The organism is Pseudomonas sp. SBB6 (assembly GCF_024213215.1).
GTDB lineage: Bacteria > Pseudomonadota > Gammaproteobacteria > Pseudomonadales > Pseudomonadaceae > Aquipseudomonas > Aquipseudomonas donghuensis.
The window spans coordinates 246,544-266,669 of record NZ_JANAVH010000005.1 but is presented as its reverse complement, the minus strand read 5'-3'; the positions used below and the strand labels follow the sequence as shown (position 1 = coordinate 266,669).

The 20,126-nt window shown below is 63.4% G+C and carries 21 protein-coding genes; 9 read left to right on the top strand and 12 right to left on the bottom strand.

Annotated elements, in window-relative coordinates; genetic code table 11:
* Positions 1 to 5 precede the first annotated feature (5 nt).
* Positions 6 to 950 carry a DMT family transporter gene (locus NLX68_RS12755; protein ID WP_254284283.1) on the bottom strand — a complete coding sequence of 315 codons (945 nt, stop codon included), beginning with the start codon at positions 948 to 950 and terminating at the stop codon, positions 6 to 8.
* A gap of 150 nt (positions 951 to 1,100) precedes the next feature.
* Between NLX68_RS12755 and gcvA the strand changes: the two genes are divergently transcribed.
* Positions 1,101 to 1,970 carry a transcriptional regulator GcvA gene (gcvA, locus tag NLX68_RS12750; RefSeq protein ID WP_254284282.1) on the top strand — a complete coding sequence of 290 codons (870 nt, stop codon included), beginning with the start codon at positions 1,101 to 1,103 and terminating at the stop codon, positions 1,968 to 1,970.
* A 39-nt stretch (positions 1,971 to 2,009) separates the two neighbouring features.
* Here gcvA and NLX68_RS12745 read toward each other — a convergent pair whose 3' ends face one another.
* The 4 genes from NLX68_RS12745 to NLX68_RS12730 form a co-directional block, all read right to left on the bottom strand.
* Positions 2,010 to 4,451, bottom strand: coding sequence for a TonB-dependent siderophore receptor (locus NLX68_RS12745; RefSeq protein WP_254284411.1), 2,442 nt, complete (start codon positions 4,449 to 4,451; stop codon positions 2,010 to 2,012).
* A gap of 87 nt (positions 4,452 to 4,538) precedes the next feature.
* Positions 4,539 to 5,513, bottom strand: a complete 975-nt coding sequence (locus NLX68_RS12740) for a FecR domain-containing protein (RefSeq protein WP_254284281.1) — start codon at positions 5,511 to 5,513, stop codon at positions 4,539 to 4,541.
* On the bottom strand, positions 5,510 to 6,016 hold the full coding sequence (locus NLX68_RS12735) for a sigma-70 family RNA polymerase sigma factor (protein ID WP_254284280.1): 507 nt from the start codon (positions 6,014 to 6,016) through the stop codon (positions 5,510 to 5,512). Before NLX68_RS12735 ends, NLX68_RS12740 begins: the two co-directional genes overlap by 4 nt.
* A gap of 89 nt (positions 6,017 to 6,105) precedes the next feature.
* Positions 6,106 to 7,467, bottom strand: coding sequence for a pitrilysin family protein (locus tag NLX68_RS12730; RefSeq protein ID WP_254284279.1), 1,362 nt, complete (start codon positions 7,465 to 7,467; stop codon positions 6,106 to 6,108).
* A 201-nt stretch (positions 7,468 to 7,668) separates the two neighbouring features.
* Here NLX68_RS12730 and NLX68_RS12725 point away from each other — a divergent pair, with 201 nt between their 5' ends.
* Positions 7,669 to 7,947 (top strand): hypothetical protein, encoded by a 279-nt coding sequence (locus NLX68_RS12725; RefSeq protein ID WP_254284278.1) that lies wholly within the window; start codon positions 7,669 to 7,671, stop codon positions 7,945 to 7,947.
* Positions 7,948 to 8,020: 73 nt separating this feature from the next.
* Here NLX68_RS12725 and NLX68_RS12720 read toward each other — a convergent pair whose 3' ends face one another.
* From NLX68_RS12720 to NLX68_RS12710, 3 genes are all read right to left on the bottom strand, one after another.
* Complete coding sequence (locus NLX68_RS12720; RefSeq protein WP_254284277.1) at positions 8,021 to 8,608, bottom strand: hypothetical protein; 588 nt, start codon at positions 8,606 to 8,608, stop codon at positions 8,021 to 8,023.
* A gap of 17 nt (positions 8,609 to 8,625) precedes the next feature.
* Positions 8,626 to 9,237, bottom strand: coding sequence for a hypothetical protein (locus NLX68_RS12715; RefSeq protein ID WP_254284276.1), 612 nt, complete (start codon positions 9,235 to 9,237; stop codon positions 8,626 to 8,628).
* Between the two features lie 85 nt (positions 9,238 to 9,322).
* Positions 9,323 to 10,033 carry an SDR family oxidoreductase gene (locus tag NLX68_RS12710; RefSeq protein ID WP_254284275.1) on the bottom strand — a complete coding sequence of 237 codons (711 nt, stop codon included), beginning with the start codon at positions 10,031 to 10,033 and terminating at the stop codon, positions 9,323 to 9,325.
* A gap of 183 nt (positions 10,034 to 10,216) precedes the next feature.
* On the opposite strand from NLX68_RS12710, the gene NLX68_RS12705 reads away from it, so the two are divergent.
* Positions 10,217 to 10,804: a LysE family translocator gene (locus NLX68_RS12705; protein WP_254284274.1), complete on the top strand. Its 588-nt coding sequence runs from the start codon at positions 10,217 to 10,219 to the stop codon at positions 10,802 to 10,804.
* On the opposite strand, the gene NLX68_RS12700 is transcribed toward NLX68_RS12705, so the two are convergent.
* Both NLX68_RS12700 and NLX68_RS12695 read right to left on the bottom strand, forming a co-directional pair.
* Positions 10,793 to 11,578: an AraC family transcriptional regulator gene (locus NLX68_RS12700; protein WP_254284273.1), complete on the bottom strand. Its 786-nt coding sequence runs from the start codon at positions 11,576 to 11,578 to the stop codon at positions 10,793 to 10,795. The genes NLX68_RS12705 and NLX68_RS12700 overlap by 12 nt on opposite strands.
* 5 nt (positions 11,579 to 11,583) lie before the next feature.
* The gene (locus tag NLX68_RS12695; RefSeq protein WP_254284272.1) at positions 11,584 to 12,120 is read right to left on the bottom strand and encodes a helix-turn-helix domain-containing protein; all 537 of its coding nucleotides are present in this window, start codon (positions 12,118 to 12,120) and stop codon (positions 11,584 to 11,586) included.
* A 159-nt stretch (positions 12,121 to 12,279) separates the two neighbouring features.
* Between NLX68_RS12695 and NLX68_RS12690 the strand changes: the two genes are divergently transcribed.
* The 3 genes from NLX68_RS12690 (at position 12,280) to NLX68_RS12680 (ending at position 15,718) form a co-directional block, all read left to right on the top strand.
* A complete protein-coding gene (locus NLX68_RS12690; protein WP_254284271.1) occupies positions 12,280 to 13,062 on the top strand; it encodes an aldolase in 783 nt (260 codons plus the stop codon).
* A gap of 36 nt (positions 13,063 to 13,098) precedes the next feature.
* Positions 13,099 to 13,983, top strand: coding sequence for a dihydrodipicolinate synthase family protein (locus NLX68_RS12685; RefSeq protein ID WP_254284270.1), 885 nt, complete (start codon positions 13,099 to 13,101; stop codon positions 13,981 to 13,983).
* Positions 13,984 to 14,188: 205 nt separating this feature from the next.
* Positions 14,189 to 15,718: a catalase gene (locus NLX68_RS12680; protein WP_254284269.1), complete on the top strand. Its 1,530-nt coding sequence runs from the start codon at positions 14,189 to 14,191 to the stop codon at positions 15,716 to 15,718.
* Here NLX68_RS12680 and NLX68_RS12675 read toward each other — a convergent pair.
* Positions 15,687 to 16,718 carry an AraC family transcriptional regulator gene (locus NLX68_RS12675; protein ID WP_254284268.1) on the bottom strand — a complete coding sequence of 344 codons (1,032 nt, stop codon included), beginning with the start codon at positions 16,716 to 16,718 and terminating at the stop codon, positions 15,687 to 15,689. The two genes, NLX68_RS12680 and NLX68_RS12675, sit on opposite strands and share 32 nt — an antisense overlap.
* 170 nt (positions 16,719 to 16,888) lie before the next feature.
* On the opposite strand from NLX68_RS12675, the gene NLX68_RS12670 reads away from it, so the two are divergent.
* Genes NLX68_RS12670 through NLX68_RS12660 form a run of 3 tightly spaced genes read left to right on the top strand, consistent with a single transcriptional unit; the run spans position 16,889 to position 19,541 of the window.
* Positions 16,889 to 18,073, top strand: coding sequence for an acetyl-CoA C-acyltransferase family protein (locus NLX68_RS12670; protein WP_254284267.1), 1,185 nt, complete (start codon positions 16,889 to 16,891; stop codon positions 18,071 to 18,073).
* 14 nt (positions 18,074 to 18,087) lie between these two features.
* Positions 18,088 to 18,936, top strand: a complete 849-nt coding sequence (locus NLX68_RS12665; RefSeq protein ID WP_254284266.1) for a 3-hydroxybutyryl-CoA dehydrogenase — start codon at positions 18,088 to 18,090, stop codon at positions 18,934 to 18,936.
* A gap of 11 nt (positions 18,937 to 18,947) precedes the next feature.
* Entirely contained in the window at positions 18,948 to 19,541 is a 594-nt protein-coding gene (locus NLX68_RS12660) for a TetR/AcrR family transcriptional regulator (protein WP_010221976.1), read from the top strand.
* A 1-nt stretch (position 19,542) separates the two neighbouring features.
* Here the strand turns inward: NLX68_RS12660 and NLX68_RS12655 are convergent, their stop codons facing one another.
* A complete protein-coding gene (locus NLX68_RS12655; protein ID WP_367949530.1) occupies positions 19,543 to 19,929 on the bottom strand; it encodes a DUF2931 family protein in 387 nt (128 codons plus the stop codon).
* Positions 19,930 to 20,126 lie beyond the last annotated feature (197 nt).

Here is a 20,126-nt window from a genome sequence, read left to right as displayed (position 1 = left end):
GCGACCTAAATATCCCGGCCGATAAAACTGTCCGGATCCTCCACCGCCACCCGCCGCCACTTCAGCAAGCGCCCGTCGATCGCCGCCAACCCCAGGGCAATCAGCCCCATACCGATAAAGTGCCTGGTCTCCAGACGCTCCCCCAGCACCAGCACGCCAAGCACGATGGCACTGAGCGGAATCAGGAAGGTCACCAGCATCAGGTTGGTCGCCCCGGCCGTGGCCAGGATACGAAAGAACACCACATAGGCCAGCGCGGTGGAAAGCAACACCAAACCGGCCACCGCCGCCCAGGTTGTCAGGCTTGGCGCGGCCAGCTTCCAGGGTAGGTCGATCAGCAACGCCAGCGGCACCAACAAGATGGCCGACGCACTGATCTGTCCGGTGGCAGTGATCAGCGGCGCCACCCCCATGACCTTGAAGCGCCGCCCGTAAACCCCGGCCACGGCGTATGACAAGGCCGCCGCCAACACCGCCAGTTGTGCCCACAGGTTGCCGTCCAGGCCGGACCAAGCCGCCGAGCCAATCATGATCGCCACTCCAACAAAGCCCAGCGCAACACCGGCCAGCTTGTTGACGCTGATGTTTTCGTCCTCGGTCAGCAGGTGCGCAACGATCACCGCAAACAGCGGCGTGGTGGCATTGAGGATCGAGGCCAGGCCGCTGCCGATGCGGGCCTGGCCCCAGACGATCAGGCAGAATGGCAGCAGGTTGTTGAGCAGCCCCATGACCAAAAACGCCCGCCAGATCCGCCACTCTCGCGGCATGTACAGCCCCAGCAGCCGTACCAGCGCAAGCAGTACCAGCGCCGCCAGCCCCACGCGCAGCATCACCAGGGTGAAAGGCGGCAGTTCCTTCACGGCAATACCATTGAAGAAGAACGAACCGCCCCACAGTATCGACAGGGCAATCAACAGGCCCCACTCCCTCAGGCTCATGACTTTGTTCATCGTGGCTAACTCCTCAAACGGGCGATCGAGATTGAGCTCTGCTAAGGTCAATCGGCAGCCTCTGGAGCTCTTCAATGCCAGTATTCATGGGCACCAGCACCACGACAAACGAGCATTTTTCGCCAGATGATTGAGGTGAATTAAAGCATCATGACCCTACCCTCACTCAGCGCCTTGCGCGCCTTCGAAGCCGCCGCCCGGCATGTCAGTATCACCCTTGCCGCCCGCGAGTTGTGCGTCACCCCCGGTGCGGTCAGCCTGCAGATCAAGGAACTGGAAGCGGCCCTGGGCGTGCAGTTGTTCGTCCGCCGCCCGCGCAGCCTCAGCCTCACCCCGGAGGGCGAGGACTATTTCGCGACCCTGCGCAGCGCCTTTCGCATGATTCGTGAGGCCACCAGTGCCCTCACTACTCGCGGCAGACAACAGGTACTGACGCTGAGTTGCACACCCGGGTTTGCCGTACAGTGGCTGCTGCCACGGCTAGGCGGTTTCGAGGCGCAGCAGAGCGGTGTCGATGTACGCATCAGCGCCTGCAAGCGCCTGGTGGATTTCGCCCGCGACGGCATCGACCTGGCGGTGCGTCATGGCTATGGCCGCTATGACGGGCTGGTCGCCGAACGCTTGCTGGATGATGATCTGGTGCCGGTGTGCAGCCCGCACTTGCGCAACATCCACGCCCTGCACCAACCCAACGACCTTGCCAGCGTGCACCTGCTGCACGATGAGCACCGCCACGACTGGCGGATGTGGCTGGATGCAGCCGGGGCGCCACAGGTGGAGGCCAGTGGCGGTACCTTGTTCGTAGACAGCAACGGCGCGATTGAAGCGGCCAAGGCGGGGCTGGGCGTGGCGCTGGTGCGCCGCGGCTTTGTGCAGCGGGAGCTGGATGAAGGCATGCTGGTGACGCCCTTTGCACAGGGCATCGCCAGTGAGCTGGCGTATTACCTGGTGTACCCGGCGACGGCACTGGAACGGCCGCAGGTGGCCGGGTTTCGTCAGTGGTTGCTGGCTTGTCGCTAGCAGGGATTGCTTGGCAGCCCATCGCCGGGCAAGTCGGTCTTACCAGCTATAGGTCAGGTCAGTGGTAATGGTCCGCCCTTCGCCGTAGTAGCAATCCACGTCGCTGGTGCAACGGCTGACATACACCTTGTCTTCCAGGTTCTGCAGATTGACCTGCAACTTCACCCCTTTCAGGCGCAATGGCGACTGCTGCAAGTCGTAGGAGACCATGCCGTCGTACACGGTGTAGGACGGGATGCTGAAGTGGCCATCGGCAAAATCGGTGCCGTCACTGCCGCGTACATAACGCGCACCCAAACCCATGCCCAGGCCGGCAATCGGGGTATCACCGGTGAACTGATAGTCCAGCCACAGCGATGCGGTCATCGGCGGGGTGCCCGACGGATGACGACCTTCACGGCCATCGTTGTCCTTGGTGTAAACCACGTCGTTGCGCGATACCGAAGCGATCAGGCCCAGGTTATCGGTGAGGTTGGCCTTGCCTTCAAGCTCGACGCCACGCGAGCGCAGTTCGCCAACCTGGCTGTTGAAGCCGGGGTTGCCGACGTCGGCGGTGAGGATGTTCTGCTGGTTGATCTCGTACACCGACAACTGAATGAAGCTGTCCTGGCCAGGCGGTTGGTATTTGATACCCGCCTCGACCTGCTTGCCGGTGGACGGCTCGAACGCCTTGCCCGCGTAGTCGGCGCCGCTCAGCGGCAGGAACGACTCGGAGTAGCTGACATAAGGCGTCACGCCATTGTCGAAGGCATAGCCAAGCCCCGCGCGGCCGGTGAACTTCTCGTCCTTGACGGTGGTATGGGTGCCAGCGATCGGCTCCTTGTTATCGGCCTCGGCCCAGTCGTAGCGGCCACCGAGGGTCAGGAACCAGTTGTCCCACTTGAGCTGATCCTGCACGTACAGGCCGGTCTGATTGATGCTGCGGTCCCATTTGAACGGCTGGCCGAAGTTCATTGGCTTGCCGTACACCGGGTTGTACAGGTCGATGACCGGCGGATTGCGGTCGTACAGGCCGAGGAATTTGGAGTTGGAGTGGTAGTAATCAACGCCGATCAACAGGGTGTGGGCGACGTCGAAGGTGTTGAACTTGGCCTGGGCCATGTTATCGATGCCAAACACCTTGTTGCGCTGGGCCCAGTCGACCCCGTAGCGGGTCATCGCGCTCTGGTCGTCGGCCCCGGTGACCGGGTTGGGCACGAAGGCGTAGCCGTGCAGCGGCGCCCGGTATTTGTCATCGACGTAGGCGTAGCGGGTGTTCTGCTTGAGGGTCCAGACGTCGTCCAGCTCATGACTGACTTCATAGCCAAAGGTGTACTGCTCGCGATCGTAGGAGTTGACCCCCGGCTCGCCGATGAAACGGCTGCGCTTGATCCGCCCATTGGGGCTGGCAAACACCGTGCCCACCGCCGGCAGGCCCTGGGCTTCCGGCACGCCGTTGTCGCGCTGGTAGTGGCCGTAAACGGTCAGGCGCGTCTGCTCGTTGGGGCTCCAGGTCAGGCTCGGGGCGATCATGTAGCGCTGCTGTTCGACGTAGTCGGCCTCGCCGTTCTTGTCCAGGCCCATGCCGGTCACGCGGTACTGGTACTCGCCCTGGTCATCCACCGGGCCGGCAAAGTCGAACGCGCCATAACGCCGGTCCTGGCTGCCGCCACCGAGTTTGACTTCATGCAGCGGCGTCACGGTCGGGCGCTTGGAGACCATGTTGATCAGGCCACCTGGCTGGTTCTGGCCATAGAGCACCGAGGCCGGGCCCTTCATCACCTCGATACGTTCCAGCGCGTACGGATCGATCTGCAGCGCACCGCCAGTACTGCCGCCGCCATAAGGCAGGTGCAGGCCGTCCAGGTACAGCGGCGTCGGGCTGAAACCGCGGGAGGTCGGCTCGTCGAAAATCCCGACCCGGTCGGAGAAACCACCACCGGTGATACCCGGGGTGTAGCGCAGGGCCTGGGTGACCGTCTGCGAGCCGAGCGCCTTGATTTCATCCTGGGTGATGACGTTGATGGTCTGCGGTACTTCCAGCACCGAGGTATCGGTCTTGGTCGCAGTGCCGGTGCGCTTGGCCACATAGCCCTGAACCGGCCCCCAGGCATCTTCGCCGGCGTTGGAAACGATCTGGGTCAGGCCCAGTTCCAGCGCCCCGCTCTGCTCGGCCGGCACGAGGTTCCAGGTGCCGCCGGCGGTGATGTTGAGATTAAGGCCGCTGCCATTGAGGGCCTGGGTCGCCGCTTGCTCGGGAGTGAACTGACCGCTGACCGCTGCCGAGCGCTTGCCCTGCAACAGTGCCGGCTTGACCGACAGCACTCGGCCGGACTGGCGGGCAATGTGGCTCAAGGCTTCGCCCAGGTCCCCGGTCGGGATATCAAAACGCTGGCTGGCGCTGACGCTGCTGTCGGTTTGCGCCTGCGCGTACAGCGGCGCACTGCTGCCCAGGGCGATGGCAAGGGCCAGCAGGCTGGGGCGGATCATGGAGTCGGGCATGGAGGTGTTGGCTCGTTCGAGGTTGTTGTCCATAACGAGGACACGCCAGTGACCGAACCCCCTCAGCGAAATCTAAATTATTTTTATTCAGATCACATCGATACGGGTCAGCCAGCCGCCAAAGCTGTCGACCCGGATCGGCAGGGTCTCGGCCAGGGAGCGCAAGGTGCGCTCGCTGTCATCCAGCGGGAAGCTGCCGTAGACGCGCACCTGTGCGGCCTGCGGGCTGATGCGCAACAGCCCGGCGCGGTACGGGCGCAAGGCCTCGATCAGCTCGCCCAGAGGCTCGTCGCGGACATCGATGCGGCCATCGGCCCAGCTCGCACGGGTGCGCAGTGAGGCCGCCACTGGCTGGCTGCCGTGGCCATCAAAACGGAAGGCCTGGCCCTCTTCCACGCGCTGGGCTGGCGCACTGCCGCTGCTGAGCATGACGCTGTGCTGTTGCACCGAAACCAGGCTCTGGCGCTCTTCCTGGCGCACGCTAAAGCGCGTGCCCAGGGCTTGCACCTGGCCTTCGCGGGTAGCGACGATAAAGGGTCGGCCCGGTTCTGTGGCCACATTGGCTTGCAGCTCACCGTCGCGCAGCAGCACCAACCGCTGCCCGGCGCTGAAACGCACATCCACTGCGCTGCGTGCGTTCAGGCACAGGCGCGAACCATCGGCCAGGGTGAAGGTACGCCGTTCACCGGTGCCGGTGCGCAGGTCGGCAAGCAAATCGCCCAGCGGCGCCACCCGATTACCAATTGCACCGGCGCCCAGCCCCAGCAACAACATCGCCAGACCGCCGCCCAGCGCTTTGCGCCGCGACGGCGACGGCAAGGCACGCAAACTGCGGCTGGCCATGGCCAACTGGCCGGGGTTGCGCTGTTCGGCTTGCTGCAGATCGGCCAGGGGTTCGCCAAGCAAGGCATTGACCCGCTGCCAAGCGGCCTGATGGCCGGGAGACTGCTCGAGCCAGCTGTTGAACGCCACCAGCAACGGGCTGCCGGCAGGAACATTCTCCAGCTTGAGCAGCCAGTCCACCGCTTCGTGGGTGCCGCGGTCCAGTTGTGTGTTGCTCATTCCGGCCTCGCGCTCAGGCAGTGCACGAAGGCCCGGCGCAGGTCGCGCTCGACCGTGGCCAGCGACACCCCCAGATGCTCGGCAATGCTCGGCTGGCTCATGCCTTCGAGGCGATGCAGGATAAAGGCGTGACGCACCCGCGTCGGCAGGCCATCGAGCACGCGGTCGATTTTGGCCAGCGCTTCACGCACCAGCACCACGTCTTCGGCCGAGGGCATGCAGTGTTCGGGCAGGCACACCAGCTCGTCGAGGTAGGCCTGCTCCAGCGCACGACGGCGGAACACGTTGCTCAGCAGGCGGCGGGCGACGGTGGCGAGAAAGGCGCGGGGTTCTTCAAGGGCGGGCAAGGCGCTGCTGGTCATGGCCCGGACGAAGGTGTCCTGGGCCAGGTCCGCCGCATCGTGCGGGCAGTTCAGCCGGCGGTACAGCCAGGCGCGCAACCAGCGATGATGGTCGCTATAGAGGTGGGCGACGATAGCCTTGGAGTCGACAGAGCTCGGCACGAGGGTGATCACACATTAATGGTAATTACTCTCATTATCATGATGCGTGGGAAATTTCACAATCCCCTTTTCGCGGGGCAAGCCCGCGCCTACAGATCTTGCCCCGCCACTACGGTCGCCAGCTTCTGTGGCTGAACGACGCGTTTGAACGCCGCCTTGACTTGCGCAGGCGTCACCGCCTCAAGCTGTTGGCGCCAGGTCACCAGGGTATCGTCCGGCAAGCCGTTCAAGGCGATCTGCGCGACATGCTCAAGCAGGCGGTGGCGGCTGGTGCCGGCAAAAAGCTCGAGTAGCCGCGCCTTGGCCTCAGCCAGTTCCTCGGCGCTCGGCCCCTCGCTGACAAAGCGCGTCAACGCCTGATGGGCCGCCTTCTGCGCCTGCTCCTGATGCCCGGCAGGGACTTCCAGCGAGATCACGAAGGCCCCGGCCTGTTGGCCCATGGCGAAGTAGCTGGCCGATTCCCAACTGACATCGCCGCCAAGCTCAGCGCCCACGGCCCGATTGAGCCGCGTCGGCCAGTGCTCGCCACCGAGAATGTCGCTGCCCAGCAGCAACGGGAAAAAGTCCGGGTCGCTGCGTGGCACTGCCGGCTGGCCGATCTGTATCCAGATCGTACCCTGCTGCGGTTCCAGTTGCTGGCGGCTGGCCTGGCTCAACGCCTGCACTTTGGGCAGCGCTGGCAACGCTGTGCAATGACCGCTCGGCAAGCGCCCAAGCACTGCATTGGCCACGGCATCGGCCTGAGCCCGGTCAAGATTGCCGACCAGGCTGACCGTGGCCCGGCATGGCAGCATCATTGCACGGTAATGCGTGCGCAAATCTTCCATGCGGGTGCGCTCGACCATGGCCGGGGTCAGGGCATAGCCGAACGGCAGCGCGTACTCGTACAGGTCGATCTGCTTGTTGCGCTGCAGTCCCGGGCGGGTCAGCTCGCGGCCATAGGGGTGGTCGCCATAGACCGCCAGGGCAAAGCGTTGCCCTACCCCGGCAAAACGCCGGGTGGTTTCGCCGTTGACCTGGCGAATGTAATACGGCTTGGCCCGGAACCAGATGCTGCCGGCAAAGGCCGGTTCGGCAATCTGCCGACCTAGCAACGCCGTGGCCTCGGCCTGGCGCTGGGCACTGGTGTCGGTGATTTTCAGGATGTAGCTGAAGCGGTCGGCATCGACCTGGGTATTCAGTTCACTGTCCAGGCGCATCCAGGCCATTCGCAGCGCGTTGCCGTTCAGCTCCGGGACATCGCCCTGGGCATGGAGACCTTCCACCGCAAGCGCTGCGCCAAGCACCGCCAGGCCCGGTTGGTCCAGTGGGTCGCGGCGGCTGCCGGCATCGAAGTCAACCTGGATCTGCAGGTCGCTGGCCTGGCTTTGAGGCAACAGGTAGACCCGCGCGCCGCTGGGCTGGGTCCAGTGTTGAATAGCAAGGTTGTCGGCAGCCAGGGCCGGGGCCATTGCGCTCAATCCAAACGCGCAGGTGAAGAGTCGTTCCATCAGGGTCATAACCGATACTCAAAAGACCAAGGTGCGCACGCTACCCACTAGGCCGCGGCAGATCAAGCCTGGACAACGGCTGACAGCGGCGCCGGCACGCACTATGCTCAGCGCCCTCGCGACCCCGTCGCCCAGGCCATGTACCTTGAGAGCGAGAAATAGATGCCAGCCCTGAGTGCCCGTGAGGTGTGCCAGCAACTGCGTGATGCCGCCCTCGGCGTTCGTCCGTTGCGGCGTGTCGGCGTTGAGGTCGATATCGACGGCTGGCGCCTGAGCCTGGATTTCGACGGTACCCACCTGCACCATTGCCTCACGTGCTGCAGCAGTGACGGCCGTGAGGGCACGCTGGACAGTTGGCAATGGGGCACGGACCCGGTGAGCTTGCTCAGCACCTGGGAACTGGCGCAGGTCGAGCGTTTGTTGCGCGGGGCTACTGCGTAGCCCATCGCCGGCAAGGCCGGCTCCCACAGGGTTGGTGCAGGGCCTGTAGGCGCTGGCTTGCAGCAATGAGGCCTTACAACAACTGGCGCTTGACCGCCTCGTCCAGCGTGCTTTGGGTCAACTGCCGGACCAGTTCGCTGGTGTCCTGCTGGAAGGGAATCCCGACGATCAGCACCAGGTGCATCCAGGTGCGTACCGACTCGCTCTTGCTGATGCGCCCCAGTTCCTTGCCGTCCTTGTCCTTGAACACCGTATCAAGGGTAAAAGTGTTGCGCGCCGTGGACGGGATGATGAAGAAGGTCGCCCCGGTGATGATCGCCGACGCCACGTTGTACTGTTCGTGGTTGGTCAGGGTCGATTCGGCGTAGATATCCGCCGTGACCTTTTCCGTGCTCACCCGGGCAAAGCGCCCGGACTGCTTGTAGGTGTCGACCAGTGCCTGCTCCCAGGCCTCGGCCGGCTTGCCGGCGGTGGCATTGGGCTGGCCGCGATTGACCTGGTATTGCGCGGTGGTGCGCACATAGGCGGTCGGTTTCACCGTCTGGGCTTGCGCCTGTGGCGGCCAGCTCTGCACTGGCGCCAGTTCGTGTTGCGAATAGGAGACGCAGCCGGTCAGCAACACAGCGCCGAGCAGCAGGTTGGCTTTGATGATACGCAGCATGGGAATCGTCCTTGTCGTTACTGTTTGGCCAGTTTCAGCGTGGCGTCGTCGAGCAGCTTGGCAACCACTTCATTGAGCTGCGGCGCCCCCAGGGTCGGCGCCCAGTATTCACGGCGGTAGAGGCCGACGTTGCGCTCAAGCTTGAGTTCCTGGCGGGAGCTGGCCAGGGCCTTGCCGTTACGGTCCTCGATCACCAGGTCACCGGCGACATCGAAGGTGTCGACGTAGATCGGGCCGTTGACCCAGATCCACACGGTCAGGGTCAGCAACGCGCCCGGCACATAGCCCGGATGGGGGCCGCGATGGCCCTTGAGCGAGGTCATGTTGAATTTGAGCATGACGTCCTGTTCATCCAGGCGTGTCGGGTATTGGCTGACCTGCTTGAAGTACTTGCCGGCCTCGACGTACTGGTCCAGTTGCGCAGTCAGCGAGCGGCTGATGGCCTTGCGCGTAGCCTCGTCGATGCCTGGTGCCGAGACCGCCACGTCAGCGACTTGCGCCGTACGTGGGCTGGTGCTGGCGGCTGGATGTTGCGGAGCGCCCAGAGGGCCGGTGACGTTGTAGGACACACAGCCGGTCATCGACAGGGTGGCGATGATCGCGGTGGCCTGGAGCAGCTTTCTCAACATGGGATGTCCTGATATATGGCACAGTGCCATATTGCTTCGGCAGCAGGTCGTGAAACTTGAGCACGACCTGCGCCCGCTCACCGGCTCACAGCAGTCCACCACCGTCGATATCGACAATGCTGCCGGTCATGAAGCCGTTCTCCATGGCCAGGATAAAGCCCGCGGCGACCTCATCGGCCTGCCCCACCCGCCCAACCGGCAGCCCGGCTGCGGCGCGGTCAAACATCGCCACACGCTGCGCGGTATCCATAGCCGCGTACGCTTCGGTATCGGTCAGCCCGGGGCTGATGACGTTGACGCGACGCGGCGCAAGCTCCTTGGCCAGTTGCTTGCCCAGGGCCTCGAGAGCGGCGTTGAGCGTGGTCTTGATCAACTGCCCGGGAACGAACTTGCGCGACAGCAACCCCGACGTCAGGCTGATGCTGGCGCGTGGCGAAAGGTAGGGCAGCGCCGCCTGGACCGCCTGCAAGGCGCCCCAGAACTTGACCTCGAAGGCCTCGCGGGCCCGTTGCAGGTCGCTTTGCGCCAGGGGCTTGGCCTGTACCGCAGGCCCGGCGCTGATCACCAGGTGATCGACCGTGCCAATGTCGCCAAACAGGGTGTGCAGCGCCCCGGTATCGGTGATATCGAGCGCCAATGCTTCGATACCTTCGCCAACCGGACCTGGCTGGCGACTGGCGACAATCACCCGTGCGCCACGGTCTCGGGCCTGGCGCGCGACTGCCGCACCGATACCGCTGGCACCGCCGAGCACGACGACGGTCTGGTTCAATAAGGATGGATGAGGGTTGTGCATGACGATCACTGCCTATGGTTGAAAGTGATTGCATGCTGATTGGTTATCAATAAAAGAAAAATAGCGACCCCGGCACAACACCTGTAATTTTTACTTGAAAATACACCAGGGTAATTTTCTTCAATACGCGCCCGCTCCCGCCCCTTAGTCTGTGCCGGTCCCCCACTACCGGATGCTGATCCCATGAGCCTGATGCTATCGATGGCCGCCTTCGCGCTGGCCGCTTCCATTTCCCCTGGCCCGGTCAATATCATTGCCCTGGGCGCTGGCGCCCGCCATGGCTTGCGCGCCAGCCTGCGGCATGTCGGCGGTGCAACCCTGGGCTTTGGCGTGCTGCTGGTGCTGATCGGCCTCGGCCTGCACGAGCTGTTACGCTATTGGCCGGCGCTGACTCAGGTGCTGCATTGGGCTGGCGTGGCATTCCTGCTGTACCTGGCCTGGAAACTGGCCAGCGACGGCGGCGAGCTGGCCGCAGCCGGCAACCAGAATGCGCCGTCGATGCTGGCCGGCGCCGCCCTGCAATGGCTCAACCCCAAGGCCTGGCTGGCCTGCGTGGCCGGGATCGGCGCCTATGTCGACAACGGTGAATCCCGTCTGCTATGGCAGTTCACCGGCATCTACCTGGTTATCTGCTATCTCTCGATCGCCACCTGGGCCTGGGCTGGCAGCAGGATCAGCCAGCACCTGGACAATCCGCGGCGCATGCGGCTGTTCAATCGCAGCCTGGCGCTCATATTGCTGGCCAGCGCCCTCTACCTGCTACTGGCCTGAACGGTAATGCCCCGGGGTCGCGGCCAGATGCTGTTTGAAGGCGCGTTGCAAATGCGCCTGATCGGCAAAACCGGCCTCCAGCGCCACCTCGGCAATCAAGCGCCCGCGCCGCAACTGGGCACGGGCATATTGCACACGCTGGTCGAGCAGATAACCATGAGGGGTGAGACCGAACTGCTGCTTGAAGGCCCTGATCAGGTAGGACGTCGACAACCCGGCGGCCCGGCTGATGGCCTCAAGGCGCAAAGGCTCGGTGCAATGCTCGCGAATAAAGGCTGCAGCCGCCAGCAAGCGCTGGTCAGGTTGCTGCGCCGAGCACTCGAAACCGCCCAGGCGCTGGCTGAGCCCGGCGAAAAACAACCGCAATGCAGTCTCTTTGCGCGCGGCCGGGTATTGCTCATCCAACAACGCGTCAAACAGCTTGAGCACCTCGTCGAACAACGACGCCGAAGTACTGCTGATCGCCGCCAGTGGCGAGAAACCCAACGCCTGTAACCACGGCCAGTCGACATAGAGCATCAGGTACGACCAGGGCTGACCGTCGATGGGATTGCAGGTATGCACCACACCAGGATTGATCAAGACCACGGTGCCAGCCGCCACCTGCTGGTGGCGCTCGCCGCTGACATAGGTACTGCGTCCGCCAGTGATCGCGCCAAGGGAGAAGCTCTCGTGCGAATGCGCCGCATAACAGACCTTGCGGCCATCGGCGACGCGACGTGCTTCGATGAAGGGCAGCGCCGGGTCACGCCAGAAGCGGGAGTGTGCGTCCATGGGGATCAGCTCTCGGTGTCGTGCACCACGACCAGCAACTGGGCCTGCAGCTCGCCCAGCGAACGCAGGCGGTGGGGCGTCTGGGCGTTGAAATACAGCGCATCGCCACGTTCGAGAATGACCCGTTCATTGCCAAAGTCGACCTCAACCTGGCCTTCATGGACGAACAGGAACTCTTCGCCCAGATGCTCCTTGAACGAGGCATCGCTGAATTCCGGCGGCGGGCTGATGATGAAGGGCAACAGGCTGCGGCTGCCGATCTGCTTGGCCAGCACCGTATAACCCGGCGCCTGCCCCACCAGCGCCTGGCGCTCGCCGCTGCGCACCAGGCTGTAGCGCGCATGGCCTGGCTGGTCTTCGGCAAACAATTCCTCGACATTGACATTCAAGGCGCGCGCCAGCTTCAACGCGGCGGCAATCGAGGGGGTATTCAATCCGCGCTCGACCTTGGACAGGTAACTCTTGGTCATGCCGGAGCTTTCAGCCAGCGCATCCAGGGTGATACCCAGTTTTTTTCTTAACAATTTCAATCGAATAGACATGCGACGCAGTTTTCCCAATGCCATGGGCAGGTTTTTTCTTGCTAATGACACTTAGTGTCATATAGCCTTGATTGTGTCATCGAACTAACCACCCCGTCACCTTCCAAGCAACCGGGGTGGTCAGCCGTGACAATCCATCACGCCACCGAGGATAGCCCCATGGCCAAGACAATGGCACTCCCCAAGGACCAGCTGATTCAGCAGGCCCTTAAGCAGATGCAAGGCTCGCTTGCCGATAATACGTGGACTGTGCGCGAAAAGCTGGCATTGACCTGTCGTATTCTGTTCGACAACGGCCACGACTCCGGCCTTGCCGGACAAATCAGCGCCCGCGGCCCGCAACCGGGCACGTTCTACACCCAGCAACTGGGCCTGGGCTTCGACGAAATCACTGCCAGCAACCTGTTGCTGGTCAACGAGGACCTGGAAGTGCTCGAAGGCCAGGGCATGCCCAACCCGGCCAACCGCTTCCACAGCTGGGTGTACCGCGCACGGCCGGATGTGCACTGCATCATCCATACCCACCCCACCCATGTTGCCGCCCTGTCGATGCTGGAAGTGCCGCTTGAGGTGTCGCACATGGACCTCTGCCCGTTGTACGACGATTGCGCGTTTCTCGAAGCCTGGCCGGGCGTGCCGGTCGGTAACGAAGAGGGCGAGATCATCAGCGCCGCCCTGGGTAGCAAGCGCGCCATCCTGCTCTCGCACCACGGTCAGTTGTCGACCGGCGCAAGCATCGAGCAAGCCTGCGTCATCGCGCAGTTGATCGAGCGCGCCGCCAAGCTGCAATTGCTGGCCATGGCCGCCGGCAGCATCAAGCCGATTGCCCCTGAACTGGGCCGTGAAGCCCATGACTGGATCTCCCGGCCCAAACGTAACAGCGCCGCCTTCAACTACTATGCGCGCCAGTGCCTGCGGGTGCATGGCGACTGCCTGAACTGATCCGAGCTCTTTTACTTACCTTGCGGAGTGGATTTCATGTCCAAGACTTTTCACGGCATCATCGGCTACACCATCACCCCGTTCAGCACCGACGGCGAACAACTCGACCTCGACGCCCTGGGCCGCTCCATCGACCGTCTGATCGACGGCGGCGTGCACGCCATCGCGCCCCTGGGCAGCACGGGCGAAGGCGCCTACCTGAGCGACCTGGAATGGCAACAGGTTGCCGCATTCAGCCTGCGCCACATTGGCGGGCGAGTACCGACCATCGTCAGCGTTTCCGACCTGACCACCGCCGGCGCCATTCGCCGCGCGCGCTTTGCCCAGGAACACGGTGCCGATGCGGTGATGGTACTGCCGGCGGCCTACTGGAAGCTCACTGACGCGGAGATTTTCGAGCACTACCGGGCCATTGGCGCCAGCATCAAACTGCCGATCATGCTCTACAACAACCCGGCCACCAGCGGTACCGACATGTCGGTGGAGCTGATCCTGCGTATCGTGCGCGAGGTCGAAAACGTGAGCATGGTCAAGGAGAGCACCGGCGACATCCAGCGCATGCACAAGCTGCAGCTGCTTGGCGAGGGCAAGGTGCCGTTCTACAACGGTTGCAACCCATTGGCCCTGGAGGCCTTCGTGGCCGGCGCCAGTGGCTGGTGCACCGCCGCGCCGAACCTGATCCCGGCACTCAACCTGCAGCTGTACCAGGCCGTTCAGGCCAATGACCTGAGCGCGGCCAAGGCGCTGTTCTACCGTCAGCTGCCACTGCTGGAGTTCATCCTCAAGGGGGGCCTGCCGGCGACCATCAAGGCCGGCCTGGGTATGACCGGCTTGCCGGTGGGTGAGCCGCGGCGGCCGGTGTTTGCCCTCGACCCCGCGGGCCAGGCGCACTTGCAGCAGTTGCTCAAGCACATGCTGTAACAGCGTTGCAGCAGTTGCTCAAGCACATGCTGTAACAGCGTTGCAGCAACCCGGCACTGCTGCAGTGCCGGGCATCCGATGCTGGGTATCCAACATCGCCAGTCAGTTCGGGATATGTCTGACGCCGCGTAATGAAAACCCGTCTGGGTCTATTGTCCCGTCGTTTCTATCATCGGTTGCCCCCTTCGATGACAGGACCGTCACCATGAGCACCCGATGCTTTTCAGGCTACACGCTGGGCGTACTCGCCTCGGCGGTAGTGATTACCAGCAATGCCCTCGCCGCGCCGCTGACCCGCGACAATGGCGCCCCGGTTGGCGACAACCAGAACGCGCAGACCGCTGGCAGCGCCGGCCCCGCCCTGCTGCAGGATGTGCAGTTGATCCAGAAGCTGCAGCGCTTCGACCGCGAACGCGTCCCTGAGCGCGTCGTGCATGCCCGTGGCACTGGCGCCCATGGCGAGTTCATCGCCTGCGCCGATCTTTCCGGGCTGACCCAGGCCAAGGTGTTCACCCCTGGCGAGCGCACCCCGGTATTCGTGCGTTTCTCTTCGGTAGTACACGGCCTGCATTCACCGGAAACCCTGCGCGACCCGCGCGGCTTCGCCACACGGTTCTACACCGCCGATGGCAACTGGGACCTGGTCGGCAACAACTTCCCGACCTTCTTCATCCGCGATGCGATCAAGTTCCCCGACATGGTCCACGCCTTCAAGCCCGACCCACGCACCAACCTGGGCAACGACGCGCGGCGCTTCGACCTGCTCTCGCACATGCCCGAAGCCACCCGCACCCTGACCCTGCTATATTCCAACGAAGGCACGCCACTGAGCTATCGGCACATGGACGGCAACAGCGTGCATGCCTACAAGTTCGTCAACAGAGACGGCGAAACCACCTACGTGAAGTTCCGCTGGAAAACCTTGCAAGGCCAGAAGAACCTCACCCCTGGCGAGGTAGCCAAGATTCAGGGGCATGATTTCAGCCACATGACCAGCGACTTGGTCAATTCCATCAACCGCGGCGACCATCCGAAGTGGGACCTGTACATCCAGACCCTCAAGCCCGAGCAACTGGCGGGTTTTGACTTCGACCCCCTGGACCCGACCAAGATCTGGCCAGGGGTACCTGAACAAAAAGTCGGGCAGATGGTGCTCAACCGCAACGTCAGCAATTTCTTCCAGGAAACCGAACAGGTGGCGCTCGCGCCTTCCAACCTGGTTCCGGGCATCGAGCCCTCGGAGGATCGCCTGCTGCAGGGCCGGCTGTTCTCTTATGCCGACACCCAGATGTACCGGGTTGGCGCCAATGCTGGCGGCCTGCCGATCAACCAGCCCAGGGTCAAGGTCAACAACGCCAACCAGGATGGCGCCCTGAATGCCTCACGCACGGTTGGCGGGGTCAACTACGAACCCAGCCGCCTGATGCCGCGCCCCTCTACCGAGTCGGCGCGCTACAGCCGGCTCCCCTTGAGCGGCAGCACCCAGCAACAGGGCATCGAGCGCCAGCAGAACTTCAAGCAAGCCGGTGAACTGTTCCGTTCCTACGACAAGAAAGACCGCCGCGACCTGATCAACAGCTTCGGCCAGTCATTGGCCAGCAGCGATGACGAGAGCAAGCACATCATGCTGTCGTACCTGTACAAGGCCGATCCAGAGTATGGCAAGGGCGTGGCCAAGGTAGCCGGTGGCGACCTGGTCAGGGTCAAGCAACTGGCGGCGCAGCTGCAGGACTGAGCATGCGCTGACGGTAGCTGCCGGGGCTTTCGCCAGTCCACTTCTTGAACGCCCGGTGAAACGCACTGGGCTCCTGGAAGCCCGTGTGCTCGGCGACTTCGGCAATACTAAGGTGCGGCTGGCGCAGGCATTCAAAAGCCATGGCCCGACGCACCTCGTCCTTGATCTGCTGGTACGAGCGGCCTTCACGCTCCAGTTGGCGGCGAAAGCTGCTGGGGCTCAAACCCTGGCGCTCGGCCATGGCCAGCAGGGTTGGCCACTGGCCGTACTGGCGGGCACGCAGGTAGCGATACACCTGGGCCACCTGGCCATTCTGGTTGCGGTAGCGGATTACCAACCATTGCGGGGCGCTGCGCAGGAAGGTCTTCAATGCCGCCAGATCCTGGACCACCGGCAAGCGCAGGTATTCAGCAGCAAATTCGATCTCGGTGTGGCCACTGCCCAGTTGCACGTTGGCGCCCCAGAGCAACGGATCATCCTCCTGGGCCGGGCGCCTGTCGGTCAGCGCCGTGCGGTCAATCACGATTCGCCGCCCCGCCAGCCAGCACAGCAGGCTGATCACCAGCGCGAGGAAGGTTTCTTCGGCATACACCCGTGTCAGCGGGTCGTCGATGGCGGTGCGCAGGCTGATCACCGCGCGTGCGCCCCTGACCGTCAATTGCCCGCGAATATCGCGCAAGAACAGCGCAAAGTTGTTCAGGCACTGGCGCAGGGCCTTTTCCAGGGTTGGCTCCTGGATCAGGCCGCGGCAGATCAGGGCAAAGCTGCCCTGCGGCATGCCATGGCTGTCGAGGTTGAAAAATTCATCGTTCAGGGCCTCGATCAGTAACAACCACAATCGCGCAAAGGCCGGCGCCGGCACACGCGCAGCGGGCGCTTGCAGTACTGCCGGCTCGATACCGGCTTCGACCAGCAGCGCGACGGCCCGCTCAGGCTGGGCGCGCAGGGCATGGAGCATGGTATGGACGAAGTAAACGGCGACTGTATCGTTTTCCCGCATGGCGGTTTCCGCAAGGGTGTGGCAAAAAATACCAGTGTCACTGGACAGTTATGGCATAGGCCCGCCCGCAGGCTTTGCCTAGACTCAAAGCCAACTTGAAGGTGGCTGTGGGCAGCATTCTGGCAGACGCCAGCCCTGCCCCGCCACGCTTTCGCACACTGGAGTCGATCATGAATACCCCGGACATCTACGTAGTCAGCGCCGTACGCTCGGCCATCGGCAGCTTCGGCGGCGCCCTCAAGGACCTGCCCCTGGCGGATCTGGCCAGCAGCGTGACCCGCGCCGCCATCGAGCGCGCCGGTGTGGCGCCAGAACAGATCGGCCATGTGGTCATGGGCAACGTCATTCCGACCGAGGCGCGCGACGCTTACCTGGCCCGGGTCGCGGCGATGAACGCCGGCATTCCCAAGGAAACCCCGGCCTTCAATGTCAACCGTCTGTGCGGCTCGGGCCTGCAGGCCATCGTTTCAGCCGCGCAAAGCCTGCTGCTGGGCGATGCCGAAGCGGTTGTCGCCGCCGGCGCCGAATCCATGAGCCGTGGCCCTTACCTGCTGCCGCAAGCCCGCTGGGGTGCGCGCATGGGTGATCTGCAGGGCGTCGACTATATGCTCGGCATCCTCCACGACCCGTTCGCCGGCTTTCATATGGGCATCACCGCCGAGAACGTTGCCGAGCGCAATGGCATCACCCGCCAGATGCAGGATGAACTGGCCCTGACCAGCCAGCGCCGCGCCGCCCGCGCCATCGCCGAAGGCCGCTTCGCCAGCCAGATCGTGCCGATCGAGATTCCCGGCCGCAAAGGCCCGGTACGCTTCGAGGTCGACGAGCACGTACGCGGCGAAGTAACCGCCGAGCAGCTGGCTGGCATGAAGGCCGTGTTCAAGAAAGACGGTACCGTCACCGCCGGCAACGCCAGTGGCCTGAACGACGGTGCTGGGGCACTGGTGCTGGCTACCGGTGACTTCGTCAAACGCCATAACTTGCAGCCTTTGGCGCGCCTGGTAGCCTACGCCCACGCTGGCGTCGAGCCCGAACTGATGGGCCTGGGCCCGGTACCGGCAACCCGCAAGGTACTGGACAAGGCCGGCCTCAGCGTCGCCGACCTCGATGTGATCGAGTCCAACGAAGCCTTCGCCGCACAGGCCTGTGCGGTTGCCGGTGAACTGGGCTTCGACCCGGAAAAGGTCAACCCCAACGGTTCGGGCATTTCCCTGGGGCACCCGGTCGGCGCCACAGGCGCTATCATCGCCACCAAGGCCATCCATGAACTGCAGCGCATTCAGGGCCGCTACGCGCTGGCAACCATGTGCATCGGTGGCGGCCAGGGCATCGCCATCGTCTTCGAACGCGTTTGAGCAAGGAGTTTAAGTTGAGTATTGAAAATATTGCCGTGATCGGCGCCGGCACCATGGGCAACGGTATTGCCCAGGTCTGTGCGCTGGCCGGTTACCAGGTCACCCTGATCGATGTGACCGACGCGGCCCTGGAGCGCGGCGTAGCCACCTTGCGCAAGAACCTCGAGCGCCAGGTCAGCAAGCAGACCCTCACCGCTGAAGACGCCGAAGCGGCGCTGGTGCGGATTCGCACCAGCACCGACTACGGGCAGCTGCAGCAGGCCGGGCTGGTCATTGAGGCCGCCACCGAAAACCTCGAGCTCAAGCTGCGCATCCTCAAGCAAATCGCCGCCAGCGTCAGCGACCAGTGCGTGATTGCCACCAACACCTCGTCGCTGTCGATCACCCAACTGGGCGCGGCGGTCAGCCTGCCTGAGCGCTTTATTGGCGTGCACTTCTTCAACCCGGTGCCGATGATGGCCCTGGTCGAGATCATTCGCGGCCTGCAAACCAGTGATGCCACCTACGCCAAGGCTCTGGCCCTGACCGAGAAAGTCGGCAAGACGCCGATCAGTGCCGGCAACCGCCCAGGCTTTGTGGTCAACCGCATCCTGGTGCCGATGATCAACGAAGCGATCTTCGTCCTCCAGGAAGGCCTGGCCAGCGCCGAAGACATCGACACCGGCATGCGCCTGGGCTGCAACCAGCCGATCGGCCCGCTGGCCCTGGCCGACCTGATCGGCCTGGACACCCTGCTGGCGATCATCGAAGCCTTCCACGAAGGCTACAACGACAGCAAATACCGCCCTGCTCCGCTGCTCAAGGAAATGGTTGCCGCCGGCTACCTGGGGCGCAAGAGCGGTCGCGGTTTCTTCACCTACTAGGGAGCCCTGCCATGGACGCCGCTTTGCGCTGTGCGAACTTTGAAGAGCGGCGTGACAAGGCACTGGAGTTGTTCGCCGAGAAGGGGTTCGGCCAGGTCAGCATGCGTGAACTGGCCGCGCACCTGGGGCTGACGGCAGGCTCCTTGTACCACCACTTTCCGAGCAAACAACACTTGCTGTTCGATCTGATCGAAGAGCTGTTCGAGGAGTTGTTGGCCACGCTCAACCCGGGACGCCGAGCCCAGCAGCAGACCTTGGGCGAGGTGATTGCCGCCCACTGGGGCTTGCATGCCGAGCGGCCGCTGCAGTTTCGTCTGGCCGAGCGTGACCTGTGCTGCCTGAGTGCTGAGCAACAGGTTCACATCGGCCAATTGCGTCAACAGTATGAAAGCGCTCTGCTGCGTCTGTTAGTGCCCAAGGCAACCTTGCGCGGCAAGGCACTTGAAGTCACTGCCCATGTCATCGCCAACTTGCTCAACAGCCTGCCCGGCTGGCTGCAAGCCTCGCAACTGCCCCAGGCCCAGGGCCTGGCGCTGATGGAAAGCATGCTGTTGGGCGGGATCGAGCGGACCTTGCGCGGTGAAAGCCTGAATTCGATGGCATGAGTCACCAGGCGCCGTAGGGAATGCCATGGGCGTCGATGTAGGCTTGGGACTCGGGTTCCAGTGGCAGGTAGCTGTCTCCCGATGGCACGATGCGACCGACAGCGCGGGTGACCTGGATACGGTCCAGGCAAACACCCCGTAGCCAGGTTTGGGCGATGCCGCCTGGGGCCAGGCCGATGGTAAGGTAGTTTCGGTACTGAGGAACCACCTTGTCGTCCAATCGGCAATTGACCCTATCCGGCGTCAACATGGCCTTGCGAACGGATTCCGGGATCTCGATGATCACGTCGTAGGTTTTCATTTCAGCCAGCGACTGCCATCGTACACGGATCATTTTGGGCAGGTCACTGCCGCTTACGTACGTCCCCGAGCCGACGCCAGTGCGCACAGACCTTCGCCGGCCACCGGTTGGCCACGAACCCTGTAGGCTGGATTGCCCTGGGCAATCTCACCGTTGCGCCGGCAGCGCGGGCAATAGACGGGTCGCCCATTCGTGCAATGGCCCGACCACCTAGCGGATGTTGTGCACAACCACCGCGTACCTCACCACCGGTACTGGTAGCGTCCCCCTGCCGAACGATAAAG